Source organism: Paenibacillus sp. URB8-2, from assembly GCF_013393385.1.
Classification (GTDB): domain Bacteria; phylum Bacillota; class Bacilli; order Paenibacillales; family Paenibacillaceae; genus Paenibacillus_AQ.
In genome coordinates this window covers 641,761-659,204 of record NZ_AP023239.1, presented here as the reverse complement: position 1 = coordinate 659,204, position 17,444 = coordinate 641,761, and the positions used below count along the sequence as shown (strand labels likewise).

Sequence of the window (17,444 nt, the reverse complement as noted above, 5' to 3'; positions counted from 1 at the left end):
GGCCCGCTTCGCTCGCCCCGGTCAGCTTTAACCCGATTCACTCCTGAACCGCGGACTCAGTTCTTCCAGCCTTTCTGAATCTGCTCCAGCGCCTGGTCGAGCGTGGCGGTGCCGCTGACATAGTCGGTCATGCCCTTCCAAAAGCTGCCCGCGCCCACTTTGCCCGGCATCAGGTCGGAGCCGTCAAAGCGCAGCGTCGACGCGTCCTGCACGAGTTTTGCCATCCGGCGGTCGGATTCCGACTGGTACCAGTCGAGGGAAGCGTCGTTCATCGGCGCGACCACGCCGCCCGACTGCACCCAGCTCTTGATCGATTCGCCCGTGGTGAAAAATTCGATGACAGCCCGCACTTCAGGTCGGTCGTTGAACATGGCGTAGATGTCGCCGGCTACCAGCACCGGCTTGCCGTACTGGTCGTCAATCGGCGGCAGGTAGAACCAGTCGTAGTCCTGGTCGACTTTTACGTTTTCCGGGAAGAAGCTCGTGATGAAGTTGCCCATAAGGTTGAACCAGGCCTTCGGCGGGTTCTCGAACATCGGCTTCGGCGCGTCTCCGAAGGCCGTTGTGACAATGGACTTCGTGCCGCCATAGACATAATCTTTGTTCATCCAGATCTTCGACATGATCTCTACCGCGTTCTTCACTTCAGGCGACGTGAACGGCAGCTCGCCCTTGACCCACTTATCGTAGTTCTCCGGTGTCGTCGTCCGCAGCATGATGTTTTCGACCCAGTCCGTCGCCGCCCAGCCGGTGGCCGCGCCGCTCTCGATGCCGATCGCCCAGGCCGGGTCGCCGTCCTTGGCAATCTGTTCTGTAAGCGCCATCATTTCATCCCAAGTCTGAGGCACCTTGTAGCCCGCTTCCTCAAACTGCTTCTTCGGGTACCAAACGAGGCTCTTCACGTTGCTGCGGTTCCAGATGCCGGCCATAATCTTGCCGCTTGCTCCGTCCATGGTCGCCATGTCCAGCCAGCTCTTGTTGTAGTTGGCCTTCAGCTTCTCGGTATCCAGAATCGTGTTCAGGTCGATGACCTTGCCGGTCTTGGCGATGGAAGCCAGGAGACCCGGCTGCGGGAAATCGGCGATGTCCGGCGCGTTGCCGCCGTCCACGCGAACGTTAATGGTGGCTTCGAATTCCTTGGAGCCTTCGTACTGGATGTCGATGCCCGTCTTCTCTTCGAAATCCTTGATGCTCGTCTCGAACTTCACTTGGTCGGCGTCCACAAACGGACCGAACATGGTAACCTTGGTACCTTTAAATTCGCCGTTCAGCGCCTTTTCCAGCGGCGTGTTGGCCGTTGCCGCGCTCGCGGTCGCGGCCGCAGTGGCTTTCGCCTGATCGCCGGACGTGGCCGCCGGGGCCTGGCTTGGCGAAGCGTTGTTGCCGCCGCTGCCGCAGGCGGTAATGAGCATGGAGAATGACAGACCGAGTACAGCGAGAGTAGACAGCTTGCGTCCCGTCTTCTTGTTCATCTTCTCATACATCCCCTTTAATTGTTTTTTGAGGTCAACCGTCCGATAAGCGGGATCACCTCCTTGAAAGGGTTTTCAAAACATCATTCGTGCCTGCCCACTTTAGTAAAAGCCTTTCCGCCTGTCTCTGAAAAGGTTTTCAAAGACATAAGGTGAAACCCATCGGCTTCACTTTTCCCTGGACGATTCCCGCACGATCAGTTTATGCTGCATTTTCTCCCGGAGAACCTCCACCCTTCCGGTCGACAGCAGCTCATGCAGCTTCTCCGCTGCCCGGTATCCCAACTGATAGATCGGCTGGGCGATCGTCGTCAGCTTCGGAATGAACATGCTCGCCATCCGCAAATTGTCGAATCCGATGACCGATACCTGCCCCGGCACCAGCACATTGCGGTCTTTCAGGTAGGAAATCGTCCCCATCGCGAACTCGTCTGCCACGCAGAACACGGCGGTCAGTCCGGGATGGTCGGTGAACAATTCATGCGCTGCCTGGTAACCGTCCTCAAAACGGTGGTTCGCATATTTCACCCTGTTCACGTTGTGGCCGAGGCCCGATTCCGTAACCGCTTTGACAAAGCCGTCATACCGCGGCGGTCCCGAAATGGAATCGCTGTGGCCGAACCCGATCATCCCGATCTCACGGTGTCCCAATTCTATCAGGAACTTTACCGCATCGTAGGCCGCCGCCTCATCGTCCACCTCGATGCTCGGAATCTCGTATTCGTCGGAGTGGGAGGACAGCATGACGAACGGAATCCGGCAGCCGACCAGCTTCTCGTAATACTCGGGGTGCAGCTTGTCGCTGGCGAATACGATGCCGTCGACCTGCTTTTCGCGGAACGTATCAATGTAAGACAGCAGACGCTCTTTGTCGCGGTCCGTGTTGCAGATCATGAGGCTGTACCCAAGCTTGATGCAGGCATCCTGCATGCCCCGGATAATCCCCGCGTAATACAGATTCTCAATGTCGGGAATGAGCAGCCCCAGCGTGAACGACTTCTTGTAAATCAGCCCGCGCGCAAACGCGTTCGGCTGGTACTGCAACTGCCGGATCGCCTCGAGGACACGGTCCCTTTTGCTGGCTACGACGGTTTCGGGCGCGTTCATCACCCGGGATACGGTACTGATGGATACTCCGGCCAATCGGGCCACATCTCGGATCGTTGCTTTCATATTTAGGTCTCTTCCTTCTTGCCTCCGTCTTCCTGCCTGCGATTCTTGGAAACCTTTTCAATTGCATTATAACAAGGGAAATCGCAGATGGCAATCAAAATTTAAGCGCTTTCATTACAGGCCGGGATGGCGGCCGCTTTACCTCGATAAACCGGGCAACCTCAAATTCAAGCCCGAATGTTATGGCGAGTCCGGACGCTTCTCGTCATAAAAATGCGGTATAGCGTCCCCCTCACAGTAAGAAGGTGACTGAGCTGCGCAAGCTGTTATGAGATTTCCCCAACCTCTTGCATCCAGGCCAATACCGTTTGAACAAACAGCACGGCTGCTGGCGATGCTATTTCCTGCGACCTGACAGCGAGTCCGATCTGTAACATTTGTGGAGGATTGAGCGGAAGCGCAACGACTCCCTCCAGCTTTTTAGGTAGCATCATACGCGGCAACAGCGTAATACCAAGTCCTTCACGAACCATCGCTAGGAGCGTTGCGCTATCGTTGGCATGATAGCGAGTAAGCGGCTTGAACTGCGTTAGCTCAAGACCAGCCAGTTCCATTAACTGACTTGAGCAGCCGTCTTTGGCCATAATAAATCCTTCTTCACACAGTTCCTGGGAGGACACTTCCGTCTGAGCGTGCAGTCGATGCCTGGATGGAACGAGTACGCACAACTCATCCGTCGTAATATACGTGCTCTCAACATCTTTTGCGGGGTGCAGCACGAACCCGACATCAATGATGCTGCACGTAATCCAATCGTTAATTTCTTGAATCGTGCCTTCAAACAGAACCACTTCGATATCAGGATATTTCTTCTGAAATCGAGCCAACACACCGGCAAGTAAGCCTGGGCTAAAGGAAAGAATACCGCCCAGTCGAAGTTTCCCCTTTGCCAAGCCGCGCGCTGACTTTGCTTCTTGTTCAATGGCCTCTGCTTGCGCCAAAAGCTCACGAACGTGCGGGATGATTTTTTGTCCAGCGTCAGTTAGTGCTGCAACGCCTTTGCGGTTACGCTCAAGGAGGGTTACTCCCACTTCATTTTCAAGGGCTGCCAAGGCATGACTTACCGCCGATTGCGTCAAACCAACCGCATAAGCAGCTTCAGTAAAGCTCCCCAATTCGGCGAGGGCGACAAAACATTGAAGTTGTGATAGTTTCATATGAATCCCCTTCATATAATTATGACAAATATGATTTGCGCTCATTTTAACAAATCAATTATACTCTTCGCAAGAGACGCTGGAATAAACAGCTTGCCTGCTCAGACATCAGCCGTTTTGCTTAAAAAAACGATCATTTTTTCCAAAGGAGAGGCTTCAATATGAAGGATATCTATCAACCAATTTTCGAACCGCTTGTCCTGCCGAATAGTATTAAATTAAAAAACCGGATCGTCATGGCCCCCATGACTCATGGCGCTTCAAATACAGACGGCTCCATAACAGATACAGAACTAAAATATTATGCGCGACGCGCTAATGGTGTAAGCATGGTCATAACGGCTGGCACCTGGGTAATGTCCAATGGCGGGTTGTCCGGATCAGCCGCTGTTGATCGGGACGACAAGATCCCAGGCTTAAACACACTCGCTTCTGTTATTAAGGAGCACGGAGCCAAGGCTGTTCTACAGATTTTTCATGGAGGCCGAAAAGCCGCCCCTGTAGATGGAAACACAGTATGTGTGAGTGCTTTGCCCGAAGATAAAGAAGCAGACCTGGTACCTTATGAATTGACTGAAGCCGAGATTATTCAGATCATTCATGCGTTTGGTGAGGCTACCAGACGTGCAATCGAAGCTGGATTCGATGGGGTTGAAATCCATGGCGCAAACGGATGTCTCCTTCAGCAATTTTTTTCGCCTTATACCAACAGACGCACTGACCGCTTCGGAGGAAGCTTTGAAAAACGATCAACCTTTCCTTTGCAGCTAATCGAAGAAATACAGCGGGTCGCTCGTCAGCATGCCAAGGAACCATTTATTATCGGTTATCGTATTTCCCCCGAGGAGCCAGAAACGCCAGGAGTTACAATGGCCGACACGCTTGAATTTATAGAGATTCTTGTATCTAAAGGGCTTGATTATCTGCATATTTCGTTGAATGATTTTTGGTCTGTTCCACGTCGAGGTATCGATGATTCCCGCTCTCGCTTGGAAATTATTCAAGAACGAGTCGGCCATAAGGTTCCTGTTATCGGTGTTGGAAACATCCGTACTCCTCAAAATGCCGTTAAAGCGTTGCAATCAGGCGTTCCAATTATTGCATTAGGACGTGAGATCATTATGGAACCGGACTGGATCGAGAAGATTGCGCAAGGAGTTGAAGGAGAAATTAAAACAACCCTGTCCGTTAAAGATCAGGAGAAGCTGATTATACCCGACTCGCTTTGGAAATTTATTATAGATATCCCAGATTGGTTTCCACTTGAGCGTGATGGTAGCTCTATCATTTGAAAGATTGAACTAGGGTTTCCCGTTTGTCAATAATCGCATTAAGAAGTCCGCATCCGGCAACCCGTACTCTTCCTTCTCAACTTCCTCCAAAATCAGACAATTGATGATGTAAAAGTACCAGGCCAACAGCTTCCGTGGATCTCCCGAGGAGAATTCTCCAGCATGCTGCCCTTGAACAAAGATTGGAATCAGCCTGTCGAGAACAACATCTACTGAATGTTGTTCTAGAATCCGTGCCGCCGCCTCTGGAATTTCACCCGTCTTGCGTGCCCTTAGAATGAACATAAATGCATATTTACTGCTTTCGTCTAGCATGCCTTGGGTTAAAGTCTTGATTTGTTCAAAGGGAGAGCCAGACAAATATTGAAGGTTCTCGGTTTCCTTCTTCGCTTCTTCCATTAACTCCTGAACGAGCGTGGTGAATAGCTCTTCTTTGGATTTGAAATACCGGAAAATAAGGCCTTCGCTGATACCGGCTTCCGCAGCGATCATACTCGTTTTCGTTCCCGAGTATCCGCGCCGGGCAAATAGTTTAAGCGCCACTTGCTTAATCTGTTCTCTGCGCTCGTCGCGGATCAGATTCAGCTGGTGTTTATTTAATGGGGACAATGAGCCTCAATCTCCAATCTTATTAAGGAATTATCCTCATAGTACCACGAAATCTCTAAATTAATCCCATCTGCAATTCGTTCTCTGTTCCGGCCGCTAGAGGACGTACCCGCTTCATAAGTTCCTCTAAGAATTGCTCAGGCCGGGAAAAACAAGCAAGGTGGCCGGCATTCCGAATCCGAACATATTCTTTGAAAGGAGCTTCAATCTTGTCGAAGTATGCTTGTGCCGTTTCAGTCGGCGTTATGATATCTTGATCGCCATGCATAATAAAGAAAGGCAATTCAAAGCACAGTCCAACCTTGTCGAAGTCAAAAGCCACTAACTCGTCAAACAGGTGGCCAAGGGTGTAATTCATCCCTTTGAAAATATTAATGAGATCACTGAACTTGTGTTCAGGGGAAGAGAGCATAGACGGCAGTATGAGGTCCATAATCATATTTGGCACATCGTTGATCACTTTAACCAGATACTGATTCCTTAGTTCGAAATCTTTGCGGCTCCAAAGCGTGGGATCCGGCCCCATTTTCTCGACCAAATGAACTCCCTTCGCATTGCCTGCATTGCGGAAAGCACCTAGCATCACTTTGTACGTTTGATGCTGAGGATCCGGAGCATTTTGATCTGTTCCGACATAAGCATAAAACAGGTCGGGACGCTGTTTAGCCATCATAATTCCAATCAGACTGCCTACTGAACTGCCGATGAGTATCACTTTCTGATGCCGGAGTTTGTTGCACAGATATTCCGCCAACTCGATGCCGTCCTGAGCAAGGCGGTCGAAGGTGATCGTACCGCTTCCGTCTTTTCCGTTCCTAGTGAACGTTTTGCCAGCGCCTCGCTGATCCCATTGAACGATTGTGAAATGTTTCTCCCACGAACGCAATAACGGACTGAAAATGGAGTACGGGGAAGCTGGTCCGCCATGGATGAACAATAGAACGGGATTATGGTAATCCTCTCCCCGTATGGTTACCCATTGGTCGATATCGCCGATTTTAACGTAACGGCTTTCAACGATACGATTCGGCGTATGAATCTGAAGCAGCCTTGTGTTTTTACGTCGATTACGTTGCCGCAGTAATAAATCCGGCAGGATGTTCTTTTTACTCATCTTTTGCATCTCCTTTAAAAACGAATGTTGAATTTATAATGAGTGAGTAACTCACTCATTATAAAAGTATACTTTTTCCCGCTTATTGTCAATCGCGTAAATTAGTAGCACTACGCTGCCCGCTTATCAACATGGCAAATTTTAGGGACACTCTTTTGGATAGCATTATGTAGCAAATCCCCCTCCAGCCTTGGGATTTGTTTTCCCCTTTCTCCGTTATTAAATGTCTAGAATAATTCAGCGAGTTCAGGTTTATACTGAGTTTGAAGTTGATTATATATAAACTTGAAGTTACCTTGAAGTTTGAATTTGAATATGTTAGAATAGGCGGTGAGGTGATGTATATGTTTAATCTAGCCGAAAAGGAAATCGCCATAACCGAAGCGGTCACGATCTCCGAATTGGTTAAGGGTCTTCCGGAACCGGACAGCAAGAAGATACCGTTTTTTATAATGGCTCTGGCAAACTACATTGAAAAAACGTCATTCCACAATCCAGGAGTGATTTTGCAGGAAGTTCAACATTGTCTTACTGAGAAAAATACGCATCGCGCGCTACAGAGGATGCTTGTGCATATGGTGACCGTAGGTACGTCGGAGGACGCATTAAACGTGCGCATGTACTCGACGGGAGAAGTTGCTCGCTTTTTCGGCGTCAGTGTCGCCACAATCAATAACTGGGTCAATCAAGGACGATTACTCGGTGTTGAGAAAGGCGAACGGTTTAAGCAGGTTCGCATTCCAGAAAACGCCGTCTATCATGCTCCAACGGGTGTTCAAACGACGGTTGCAGACGCCGCCGAAGCGTATGAGCGCGAGCAAGCTCGCCTGAACCGGATCCGGCCGATGACGGATGCTGAAGAACTCGCTGAACTGGTGAACGCGGTCGTTCATTTCGAGAAAAAATATGACGGCACATATGAAGAAACGCTTGGCGTAAAACCTGAACTTACGCCTGACGAATCCCGCGACGCCCAGCAGTGGGGCGGCTTACTGCGATCGATAGAAAGACGGGGAGCCGGGGCTTGACAAAATCACACCGAGCGGCGAGACCACCGTCAAATATAACGCAATTAGAGCGGGATTACGCCCACATCATAATGGACACCAGAGACGGAGATGGATCTGGATTGATGTCTTCTCGCAAATTTACGCGCCATACGTTCGTCTTCGTCGATGGGTCGCGTTTGCTTGTTACCGAAGAATTGAACGGTGGCATCATAGATGTTTCCTACTACAACTGGGTGGATCAAAGCGGGAACACGATCCTCTGTTTTCATAGTGAGCCGCACGACCAGGATCCGCGTTATCAGACGGCGTCCGAGCCATACCACGTTCATCCGCCCGACGATACCAAGTTGACCAACATCACGCGTTACCCGAACTTTCATCATCAGGAACTACATACGATCATGGAACATATTTTCTTCTCGCTTGTGGCAGCGAAAAAGATTTAAGCAACTCTAAGTTTTCAAGGACTCAGAGATAAAGTTTTGATACATTACGCCAAAGCCCCCTTCGTGAAGGGGGTTTTGCTTTTCTTGGGAGGAGCTTTGAATGCGAATCATTAAGTCCTTGCTATACGACAACCAAATCACATGAGATAATGATTAGGACTTAATTAAAGGTGGTGTGCATATGCCAGCGACATTTTCGTTCAATGCAACAAGGATGAGAAACTCCCTTCTGTAACCAGACTTTTAAATTACAGGGGGATGGACATATGAAAATTTCAGACCGATTGCTGAGACGCTATCTAGATCATGTCTATTGGATTTGTGGTGGTCCTTGTGGCGGAAAGAGCACAATGACGGAGATGGTATCATCCAAATGGGGAATGACACTTTATTCGTCGGACGACCATACTTTTGAGTACCAGAAAAAAGCTAATCCTCAAGACCACCCAGCAATATTAAGACATTTCGTCGATTGGGAATGGTACTTTCTTGGGCGGGGTAACGACAGAGGACAGTGGCTCAATTCTGTGTTCGAGGAAAGCGTGGAGTTTATCATTTTGGATTTACTACAAATGGGCAAAGACAAACCTATCGTTGTTGACACATTTATGGAACCAGAATTTCTCAAAGCCATTGCCGATCATAATCAAATTGTATATCTGTTTGCGGAAGATGAGCTGATCCGCTCTGGGTATTTAGAACGTCATCATTTAAAAGGTATGGAAAGTATTTTTTTAACGTTGTCTGAACCTCAACGAGCTAGAAGTGAAACTTTAGATACCGTAGTAATGGCATCAAATCACTATCTACATCAAGTAAAACATCATAACGTTCAATACTTTGTAAGAAATGCTGCAACGAGGAAAGAAGAAATCCTCACTGATATTGAGAAACATTTTGGATTAAATTAAAAGTGGCGGTAACCCTTAAATCGGTGACCGCTTATACGTCCACGGAACACTTTTCTGCGCGTTCCAGCTTACCCAGGTAGCTTTCGTGCACCTGAGCCAGATGGGCAAGCTAGACGGTGGTCAAACAGATCCACATCAAGGACGGGCGCAAGGTCGAAGGCATCGAACTTGAGTTTGACCCGACATTCCAAAAGCATTTTTTTGAGTTAGTCCCTTCCGCAAAAACAGCGGAGGGGGCTTTTACTTTCCGCAAGCAAAAATGCCCCTCCAAGTACACCATCGTCCTCTGACACCAAAAAAGCCCACATAAGCCCGTGTGCGCTGGAATTTTCCCAAATGTGCCCGTGGCCAAACTTATGGCTCCGAACACTCTTTTACATGATCATGCACGTTTCACCTCAAAAAACTTGCCTTACTTATGATACGATTCACCGCGCTGTCTGTAACGGCAAGTTAAAAGGCCTCAAGCTCCTTTGCTTGAGGCCCACACTCACCAATTCATATCTGTCAACAACTTTGTCCGTTCTTCCTCGACTAAACCCACTAGATGTGACAATGAGTTTACTAATTCAATGTGATTATTTTCGGAACTATATGTCACAAGTTCAATGTTCGTATTATCCCTCGTAGATTTTTTAAGATCTTCATTCACATTTTCAGCTGATGTCACCATATAATGGGGCCTACAATTTGGGAAAGTATGAGTATAATTCTCTAAAATCAATCTAATGTCCGGATCAGATAACCCTGCACCTAAAAAAATAAAGGTATGTGTCAACGCCAAAGCATTTAAAATTTCATAAAAAGCAGCATGCTCGTACCTAGCCTTAGTATACTGCTTTCTCGTAAATATCATCATATTTGGTTGTTCAATGCTACCATGAGCCTTTACAACAATTCGATGTTGCGACCTAATTTTATCTGCTAAGTCATTATCATGATATTTCTTAGTCAACACTGTCCCCATAGATTCTTGGCTAGCAAAAATATCATAAATTTTATCAACATTAGGTGTTACAACAATACGGGAATCTAACCCAAATATATGCTCATGGATCTTATGTTTTGTAAATCCAGGCTGCAAAAAACTCTCTTCTGCAAAACTATAAAAATTATGATCTCCCATTTTCTCAAAGATAATTTCACATGCAGTTAAAAAATCTTTTTCATTGATTAGTTGATTAATATAAGTTGTATCAGTCCTAATCTTCGTAGCGGCATTTTTCAAAAATTCTTCCCATGTCGGAGGCCTAGTATGCCCATCTCTTCCGACGGAATTTCGGGAAATTCCTGCGCCGAGAAATAAAACAACCTTTCTTCGTGCTATATCTGTGATAATTTGCTGAGGCCACTCTATCATCTTAAGACCTCCAAATTCCTTAAGAGGTTCTCCGATATACCTCGGATGATTTCTTCATATTCTCTTACCTTTGTAAAATGTGCACCAACAACTCCGTCTGTGTGATCTAACTTATAGACAGGTTTATGTGCAGTTTGAGACATAGGAATAACACTGTGAAAATTGGGAATCGAGCCGAGATTATAGTCAACGTGCTCATATCCTTTATTGATTACTCCCGTCAATTCTTTTTCTACAATATCTGGTATTTCTGCAAGTATTTGTTCATAAGCCTTTACTGGTCTCTTTATCCCATCTACAAGCTTAGCTGTATACTGTTGTGTAATATATCCTGCAAACCTAAGATCAGTTTCTGTGTTGATTCCATCTAAGGCACTAGGATCCTCATTATTACTAAGACCCAAGGCAAACCTACTTTTCCATGTATTAAGTGTCTGCCCAATATTTTCAATAGCCAATAAACTGAATATGTCAGAGGACATAGGAGAAATAAAGTAATCACAGGCTAATAATATCGATCTATTTAAAGAACCTAAAGAAGGTCCCATATCAAAAAAAACGAAATCGTATTCATTGCATCTTCCAAGTAACTCACTGAAGACTAAAGTCGTTCTTAACCCTCGTGGCAATCCGGATACTGCATCCCTCCAATCATTTGATAACAAGTCCTCCATTAACGAAAGTCGAGGATCCCCTACTAGGAATTTCACCTTATAATTTGGCACATCGTATAATTCTATGTCCTTTGCATAACCCTGCCCTCTAAATAAAGGAAGTATTGTATCATAAATAGTAAATCCCTCACGTTTATAATAAACTTTATCAAAATCATCATCGCTCAATAGATTAACAGTCGAGTTACACTGTGGGTCTGCATCAATAATTAAAACCTTTTTGCCGAAATTGTCTGCTAGATAACTTGCTAAATTACAGACTAGTGTTGTCTTTCCTACGCCACCTTTATTGTTAAACATTGCTAGGGATTTCACGATTAGCCCCCTAAAGTTTTCCTTCATTATATAATAGAAATTATTAGTAATAAAGGGGGGCGTTGAAACTTGCCCCTACTTATGGTACGGTTCACCGCATTGAATCTTAAACGCCGGTACCTACGGAGACAGCCGTTCATATACTCCTGAATGCTGTATCTAATCTTTCAGTTCGGATAGAAATGGATACGAATAACATAAAAAACGGGTTGGAGCGACAATGTCTCCAACCCGTTTTTCATTTGATATTATACGATTAATCGATTTTTACTTTGTGGCTTTCGTTTGCGGGAATTTTAACATACAGAACTTTCGCTGCCGCATCGAAGTAATAGCCGCTTTCTTGTTGATTCAGTTCGTCAAGGCTGCTTGCTTTGCCGTATTTGTTATCAGCCGCCTGCACTTTGTTCGGCTCTTTGGCATCATGCAGCTTCAGCGTGTAAGACTGGATGTCAGACGCGTAGTTTTGCGTCTTTTTGTCCTGCTCGAATTCGATGTGATTTCCTTTCTGCTCTACACGGAAGTCGGTAACGTTGAATTCGCCTCTCGTGTAATCCTCTGTATTTGCATCGTCTTCATAGAAGCTGTAGGAAGCCTGGCCTGCAAGGTAAGTGTCAAGAATCAGATTCGTCAGCTTTTTCTCACCTGTGTACTGCTGAACTTCGCGGCGAGGAATGATCGAGTCCTGTTTCACATAGATCGGAAGCGTGCCGAGATCGGCTTGTTTCGTGATCGTTTGGCCGCCCTCAAATTCTTCGCCGGTCCAGTAGTCGACCCATTTCACGCCAGCAGGCAAATACACGCTGCGGGACGTGGCTCCTTGATTCACTATAGGCGCGATCATTAGCGAATCGCCGAACATGTACTGATTGTCGTTGTTATAGGTATTCGGGTCATGCTGGAAATGGTAGACGAGCGGCTGCTGTACAGGCTGCCCGCTTTCCTGAGCATGTTTGAACTGATTATACAGGTATGGCAGAAGTTCATAGCGCAGGGAAATATATTTCCGGCTGATGTCCTCCACTTCCTTGCCGAACGCCCACGGTTCCTGCTCCTTGTCCCAACTGTAATGGTCACGTGAGAACGGAACGAAAGCGCCGACCTCGATCCAGCGGGCAAACAGTTCCGGCGAAGGTATGTCCTGCGAAGTCGGTTTCGCAAAGCCGCCGATATCGTTGCCGACAAACGCTGCGCCGGACAAGCCGAGATTCGAATTCATCGGAATTGTCATGCGGAGATGATCCCAGTTGCTTGTATTATCGCCGGTCCAGATGGCCGCGTAACGCTGGGTTCCCGCATAGGCGGCGCGAGTCAACACGAACGGACGAATGTTCGGCTTGTTCACTTTGAATCCTTCGTACGCCGCTTCGTTTTCCAGATGGCCAAAGATATTATGAATCTCTTTGTTCTGTTTTTTGCTGCCGTCATCCGCCTCATAGACGGTATCGAGCGGCATGGACCAGCCTGGACCGCCAAAGACGGCCGGTTCGTTCATGTCGTTCCAAATACCGGCTACCCCTTTGTCAAACAGCGCTTTGTGCTTTTTTGCCCACCAATCACGGACATCCGTTCTCAGGAAGTTAGGGAAAACAGAGTCGCCCGGCCAAACATAACCGACATAGGGGCTGCCGCCGGCATTTTTAACCCAGAAGTTGTTCTTGGTTCCTTCCTGATAAGTATCAAAACCTTCATCAACTTTAACGCCCGGATCGTTGATTGTAACATATTTGAAATTCAGGTTGTCCATATCTGCCTTCAGCTTGTCTGGATCGGGATACTTCGGCCCCCAGGTAAATACGCGATAGTCATTCATATAATCGATATCCGCGTACATCGCATCGGCGGGAATTTGCTTTTCGCGGAATGTTTTGGCTACCCTGACCATATCATCCTGCCAATAACCCCATTTGCTCTGCTGAAAACCGAGAGACCATTCCGGCGGCAGATTGATCTTGCCGGTCAAATCGGTATACCGGTCCACGACGTCTTTGATTTCCGGACCGTTAATAAAATAATAGGTCAGTTTTCCGCCATCGGCGTAATAATAATAGTAATCGTCACTTTCTTTAGCCATGTTGAAATGGGAACGGTACGTATTATCGAAGAAAAGACCGTACGCCTTCTCGCCCTTCAAACCGATAAAAAACGGAATGGTGGCATACACATATTTCGTTTCTTTCGTATAGGAGTAGGCATCCGTATTCCACATACCGATATCGTAGCCGCGTTTGTTCAAACCGCCGGTCTGCTCGCCGAAACCGTAAAAGTTTTCGGTCTTGTCCGTTTTCTTGAACACGTATGGCTTTCCGTCTTCATAACCGGACCCTTTAATGTCGTCTTCATTAATTACGTTCCCGTTTTTATCCAGATATTTGATTCCAAACGGGCTTTTCTTGATGTCTACCGTTAAGCTGTCGGTAGTAATGACAATTCTCTTGTCGTCTTCCTTCACTTTGAATTTAGGAGCAGACCAATCCTTTTTCGCGATCCCCGGAGAGACAAATTCTTCCTCGCCTTTGTTTAAGATCGACACCTTGGCCATATCGGAAGTGAGCAAACGTATATAAGCTTCCTCTCCGCCCAAATCAAGCTTTACGCCATTGTCCAGTTTCTCGACGCTTTGCACGGCCATCGGCTGCTGCAGCTTGTTTTTATCCAAAGGCGTATCAGGAGCCGGCTGCTGTACTTCCGCATAGGCGGTTTGGGGAGAATAAAGCTGGGAAAGAGCATTGCCTGAGAGAAGGACTGCACCTGCTAGAATTAATGGCACCCATTTCTTTTTTGGCTTCATTTGGTTTCTCTCCTTCATAATGACATTGTAAACACGGGTTGGAGACAAGAGTCTCCAACCCGGTAATTGATAGTTGCAGTTCCAACAGCGGTATTATTTGCTTCCATCTACATCGTCTTGAGTTTGAATCTTCACTTTCTGTTTCTCGTTTACCGGAATTTTGACATACAGCACATGTTCATTCGCATCGAAGTAGTAAGCTCTTTCTTGCCCATTCAATTCTTCCACGCTGCCTGCTTTGGCATACTTGTTGTTAGCGGCTTGTACTTTCTTCGGTTCCACAGCATCATGAAGCTTCAGTGTGTAGGACTGAATGTCGGAAGCGTAATTCTGAACTTTTTTGTCCTGTTCGAATTCAACGTGGTTGCCTTTGTTCTCTACGTGGAAGTCAGTAACGTTAAATTCGCCTCTTGTATAATCCTCTGTAGTTGCATCATCCTGATAGTAGCTGTAGGAAGCCTTGTCGTTAAGATAGGTGTCGAGAGTCAGATTCGTCAGCTTCTTCTCGCCGGCATACTGCTGGACTTCGCGGCGCGGGATGATCGAGCCTTGCTTCACGTAAAGCGGAAGCGTGCCGAGATCGGCTTGTTTGGTAATCGTTTGGCCGCCCTCAAACTCTTCTCCGGTCCAGTAGTCGATCCATTTCACCCCGGCTGGCAAATACACGCTGCGGGACGTTGCGCCCTTCTCCACAACCGGTGCAATCATCAGAGAATCACCGAACATGAATTGATCTTCGTTGTTATAGGTATTCGGGTCATCCTGGAACTGGAACACGAGCGGCTGCTGAATCAGGTTTCCGGTTTCATGCGCCTGTTTGAACGCGTTCTGCAGGTAAGGCATCAGTTCGTAACGCATGGAAATGTACTTGCGGCTAATATCCTCAACTTCCTTGCCGAACTGCCACGGTTCTTGTCTATTAATGTTTTGCTTAACCGACGGGCTGTCGCCGTCATTATTGTAGTGGTCCCGAGAGAACGGAAGGAAGGCACCAAGCTCAAGCCAGCGTGCGAACAGTTCCGGTGTGCAGATTTCGCCCAATTGTTTATTTTTGGTGAAACCGCCGATGTCATTGCCGACAAACGGATGACCGGCCAATCCGACATTCGCATTCATCGGAATCGACATTCTGAGATGTTCCCAGGTGCTGTGGTTATCACCAGTCCAGGTTGCGGCGTAACGCTGCGTTCCCGTATATCCGGCACGTGTCAATACAAACGGACGGACGTTCGGTTTGAGTTTTTTGAATGCGTTATAAGACGCTTCTTCCTCCAAATGCGCATAAATGTTATGGACCTCTTCATGAGCATGTTTGACTCCGTTATCATCCTCATGCACAGCATCCAGCGGCAGCGTCCAGTGGTCTTTGGCTATAAAACTGACCGGTTCGTTCACGTCGTTCCAAATACCGTCTATGCCTGTGTCAAAGAACGGCTTGTACTGCATCGACCACCAATCGCGGGTTTCCTTTTTCAGGAAATTGGGATAAACGGAAGAAGGCGGGGCAGACGGATTCCATGGCCAAAGCTTCCCAAGGAAGGCGGTGCCATCGGGGTTTTTAACCCAGAGATCCTTCGCGGTCCCTTCATCATAAACACTGTAGCCTGGCAAGGCCCTGATCGCCGGATCGAAAATATTCACTTGATGGAAACCCTGCTCTTCCATACGTTTGCCCAGCCCTGCAGGGTCGGGAACTTTCTTACCCCATGTAAAAGCTTTATAGTCGTCCATATATTCGATGTCAAAAAATAATCCATCCGCCGGAATTTTCTTTTCACGGTACCCTGCGGCTACTTCTTCCATATCGTTCTGGGAATAAGCCCAGCTGGATTGATGGAAGCCCAAAGACCATTCAGGCGGCAGGGGGATTTTACCGGTCAGATCGGTATAACGGTCTACGACATCTTTGATCTGCGGCCCATTGAAGAAATAGTAGGTCAGTTTGCCGCCGTCGGCATAGAAGTAATAGTAATCATCGCTTTCCTTGGCGAAGTTGTAGTAAGTGCGGTACGTATTGTCGAATAAAATGCCGTACGCCTTTTTATCTTTCAAGCCGATAAAGAACGGAACCGATTGGTAAATGTATTTCGACTCATACGGGAACGGGTCCTGATGCCATATGCCCTCTTCCTTACCCCGTTTGTTCAAGCCGTCGGTTTTCTCGCCTAATCCGTAGAAATTCTCGTTGTTATCGGTCTTTTTGAACACGTAAGGCTTCCCGTTTTCGTAACCGATCCCTTGATCCCCGTCCTCGTTAATGACGTTGCCGTCTTTATCCATATATTTGATTCCAAACGGGCTTTTCTTGATGTCTACGGTTAAGCTGTCGGTAGTAATGACGATTCTCTTGTCGTCTTCCTTCACTTTGAATTTAGGAGCGGACCAATCCGTTTTGGCGATCCCTACAGAGGTATATTCCTTGTCTCCTTTGTTCAAGAGCGACACTTTGGCCATATCGGATGTAAGCATCCGGATGTAAGCCTCCTGTGCGCCTAAATTAAGCTTTACGCCATTGTCCAACTGCTCGAAGCTTTGCACCGTCATAGGCTGCTGCAGATGGCTTTTATCAAGTGGCCTATCATCGGTCGGTCTAAATGCTTCTACCGGGAAAACCAAATCGTCCGCAAATACAGGTTGAGCGAGATAGAACTGTGAAACGGCATTACCTGAAAGTAGAACAGCAGTTGCTAATAGTGCGGTTACCGCTTTTTTCGTTCTTTTTCGTTTCATTAGGTTTCTCTCCTTGTTAATGAATTGGTCATGCTTTGCCCGTTCTTACGCTCTCCCCCTCTCTGCTCAAGCGAATATATGTATTTCGATTTCATGTTCCATGTTAGGTTAACGAGCGGATTTCGAGCAATAGCGACAAGGACTCAAATAATCAGCGCCCGGTGCAGGAGCGGCGGGACGTATCTAAATTGATATTGTCCTCTATATGGACATCACAAATCATCCGGTAAGGGCCAATATGAATGCGAAATCAAGGCTTTTAACCTCCATGCGAACAAGTGAAGCTGCATCAATATAAATATAGGTCTTGGATAAGGGAATCCAACTTCATGCTTGATATGGTGTTATTTGACAAATAAAAAAGGCTTAAGAATTTGTTTTTCTCAGCCC

At 47.2% G+C, this 17,444-nt stretch carries 14 protein-coding genes; 5 read left to right on the top strand and 9 right to left on the bottom strand.

The window, feature by feature from the left end:
* Positions 1 to 56: 56 nt before the first annotated feature.
* From PUR_RS03120 to PUR_RS03110, 3 genes are all read right to left on the bottom strand, one after another.
* Entirely contained in the window at positions 57 to 1,472 is a 1,416-nt protein-coding gene (locus PUR_RS03120) for an ABC transporter substrate-binding protein (protein ID WP_179033983.1), read from the bottom strand.
* Between the two features lie 168 nt (positions 1,473 to 1,640).
* Entirely contained in the window at positions 1,641 to 2,645 is a 1,005-nt protein-coding gene (locus PUR_RS03115; protein WP_179033982.1) for a LacI family DNA-binding transcriptional regulator, read from the bottom strand.
* 266 nt (positions 2,646 to 2,911) lie between these two features.
* Positions 2,912 to 3,802: a LysR family transcriptional regulator gene (locus PUR_RS03110; protein WP_179033981.1), complete on the bottom strand. Its 891-nt coding sequence runs from the start codon at positions 3,800 to 3,802 to the stop codon at positions 2,912 to 2,914.
* 161 nt (positions 3,803 to 3,963) lie between these two features.
* Between PUR_RS03110 and PUR_RS03105 the strand changes: the two genes are divergently transcribed.
* Positions 3,964 to 5,094: an NADH-dependent flavin oxidoreductase gene (locus tag PUR_RS03105; protein WP_179033980.1), complete on the top strand. Its 1,131-nt coding sequence runs from the start codon at positions 3,964 to 3,966 to the stop codon at positions 5,092 to 5,094.
* Between the two features lie 9 nt (positions 5,095 to 5,103).
* Here PUR_RS03105 and PUR_RS03100 read toward each other — a convergent pair whose 3' ends face one another.
* Together PUR_RS03100 and PUR_RS03095 are read right to left on the bottom strand one after the other, a co-directional pair.
* Positions 5,104 to 5,703, bottom strand: a complete 600-nt coding sequence (locus PUR_RS03100; RefSeq protein ID WP_179033979.1) for a TetR/AcrR family transcriptional regulator — start codon at positions 5,701 to 5,703, stop codon at positions 5,104 to 5,106.
* Between the two features lie 55 nt (positions 5,704 to 5,758).
* A complete protein-coding gene (locus PUR_RS03095) occupies positions 5,759 to 6,817 on the bottom strand; it encodes an alpha/beta fold hydrolase (RefSeq protein WP_179033978.1) in 1,059 nt (352 codons plus the stop codon).
* A 338-nt stretch (positions 6,818 to 7,155) separates the two neighbouring features.
* Here PUR_RS03095 and PUR_RS03090 point away from each other — a divergent pair, with 338 nt between their 5' ends.
* From PUR_RS03090 to PUR_RS03075, 4 genes are all read left to right on the top strand, one after another.
* Positions 7,156 to 7,845 carry a helix-turn-helix domain-containing protein gene (locus PUR_RS03090; RefSeq protein WP_179033977.1) on the top strand — a complete coding sequence of 230 codons (690 nt, stop codon included), beginning with the start codon at positions 7,156 to 7,158 and terminating at the stop codon, positions 7,843 to 7,845.
* Positions 7,842 to 8,273, top strand: coding sequence for a toxin-antitoxin system TumE family protein (locus PUR_RS03085; RefSeq protein WP_232101698.1), 432 nt, complete (start codon positions 7,842 to 7,844; stop codon positions 8,271 to 8,273). The genes PUR_RS03090 and PUR_RS03085 overlap by 4 nt, the downstream gene beginning before the upstream one ends.
* 266 nt (positions 8,274 to 8,539) lie before the next feature.
* Entirely contained in the window at positions 8,540 to 9,184 is a 645-nt protein-coding gene (locus PUR_RS03080; RefSeq protein ID WP_179033975.1) for a hypothetical protein, read from the top strand.
* A 116-nt stretch (positions 9,185 to 9,300) separates the two neighbouring features.
* Positions 9,301 to 9,474, top strand: a complete 174-nt coding sequence (locus tag PUR_RS03075) for a hypothetical protein (protein WP_179033974.1) — start codon at positions 9,301 to 9,303, stop codon at positions 9,472 to 9,474.
* A gap of 200 nt (positions 9,475 to 9,674) precedes the next feature.
* Here the strand turns inward: PUR_RS03075 and PUR_RS03070 are convergent, their stop codons facing one another.
* The 4 genes from PUR_RS03070 to PUR_RS03055 form a co-directional block, all read right to left on the bottom strand.
* Positions 9,675 to 10,544, bottom strand: a complete 870-nt coding sequence (locus PUR_RS03070) for an SIR2 family protein (protein ID WP_179033973.1) — start codon at positions 10,542 to 10,544, stop codon at positions 9,675 to 9,677.
* On the bottom strand, positions 10,541 to 11,533 hold the full coding sequence (locus PUR_RS03065) for a ParA family protein (RefSeq protein WP_179033972.1): 993 nt from the start codon (positions 11,531 to 11,533) through the stop codon (positions 10,541 to 10,543). Before PUR_RS03065 ends, PUR_RS03070 begins: the two co-directional genes overlap by 4 nt.
* A 256-nt stretch (positions 11,534 to 11,789) precedes the next feature.
* Positions 11,790 to 14,324, bottom strand: a complete 2,535-nt coding sequence (locus PUR_RS03060) for a glycoside hydrolase family 31 protein (protein WP_179033971.1) — start codon at positions 14,322 to 14,324, stop codon at positions 11,790 to 11,792.
* Between the two features lie 93 nt (positions 14,325 to 14,417).
* Positions 14,418 to 17,054 (bottom strand): glycoside hydrolase family 31 protein, encoded by a 2,637-nt coding sequence (locus PUR_RS03055; RefSeq protein ID WP_179033970.1) that lies wholly within the window; start codon positions 17,052 to 17,054, stop codon positions 14,418 to 14,420.
* Positions 17,055 to 17,444 lie beyond the last annotated feature (390 nt).

What these genes read in the sequence shown, in the direction of transcription:
- PUR_RS03120 (WP_179033983.1), bottom strand. Translation starts at nt 1,472, where the DNA reads ATGAACAAGAAGACGGGACGCAAGCTGTCTACTCTCGCTGTACTCGGT.
- PUR_RS03115 (WP_179033982.1), bottom strand. Translation starts at nt 2,645, where the DNA reads ATGAAAGCAACGATCCGAGATGTGGCCCGATTGGCCGGAGTATCCATC.
- PUR_RS03110 (WP_179033981.1), bottom strand. Translation starts at nt 3,802, where the DNA reads ATGAAACTATCACAACTTCAATGTTTTGTCGCCCTCGCCGAATTGGGG.
- PUR_RS03105 (WP_179033980.1), top strand. Translation starts at nt 3,964, where the DNA reads ATGAAGGATATCTATCAACCAATTTTCGAACCGCTTGTCCTGCCGAAT.
- PUR_RS03095 (WP_179033978.1), bottom strand. Translation starts at nt 6,817, where the DNA reads ATGAGTAAAAAGAACATCCTGCCGGATTTATTACTGCGGCAACGTAAT.
- PUR_RS03090 (WP_179033977.1), top strand. Translation starts at nt 7,156, where the DNA reads ATGTATATGTTTAATCTAGCCGAAAAGGAAATCGCCATAACCGAAGCG.
- PUR_RS03080 (WP_179033975.1), top strand. Translation starts at nt 8,540, where the DNA reads ATGAAAATTTCAGACCGATTGCTGAGACGCTATCTAGATCATGTCTAT.
- PUR_RS03070 (WP_179033973.1), bottom strand. Translation starts at nt 10,544, where the DNA reads ATGATAGAGTGGCCTCAGCAAATTATCACAGATATAGCACGAAGAAAG.
- PUR_RS03060 (WP_179033971.1), bottom strand. Translation starts at nt 14,324, where the DNA reads ATGAAGCCAAAAAAGAAATGGGTGCCATTAATTCTAGCAGGTGCAGTC.
- PUR_RS03055 (WP_179033970.1), bottom strand. Translation starts at nt 17,054, where the DNA reads ATGAAACGAAAAAGAACGAAAAAAGCGGTAACCGCACTATTAGCAACT.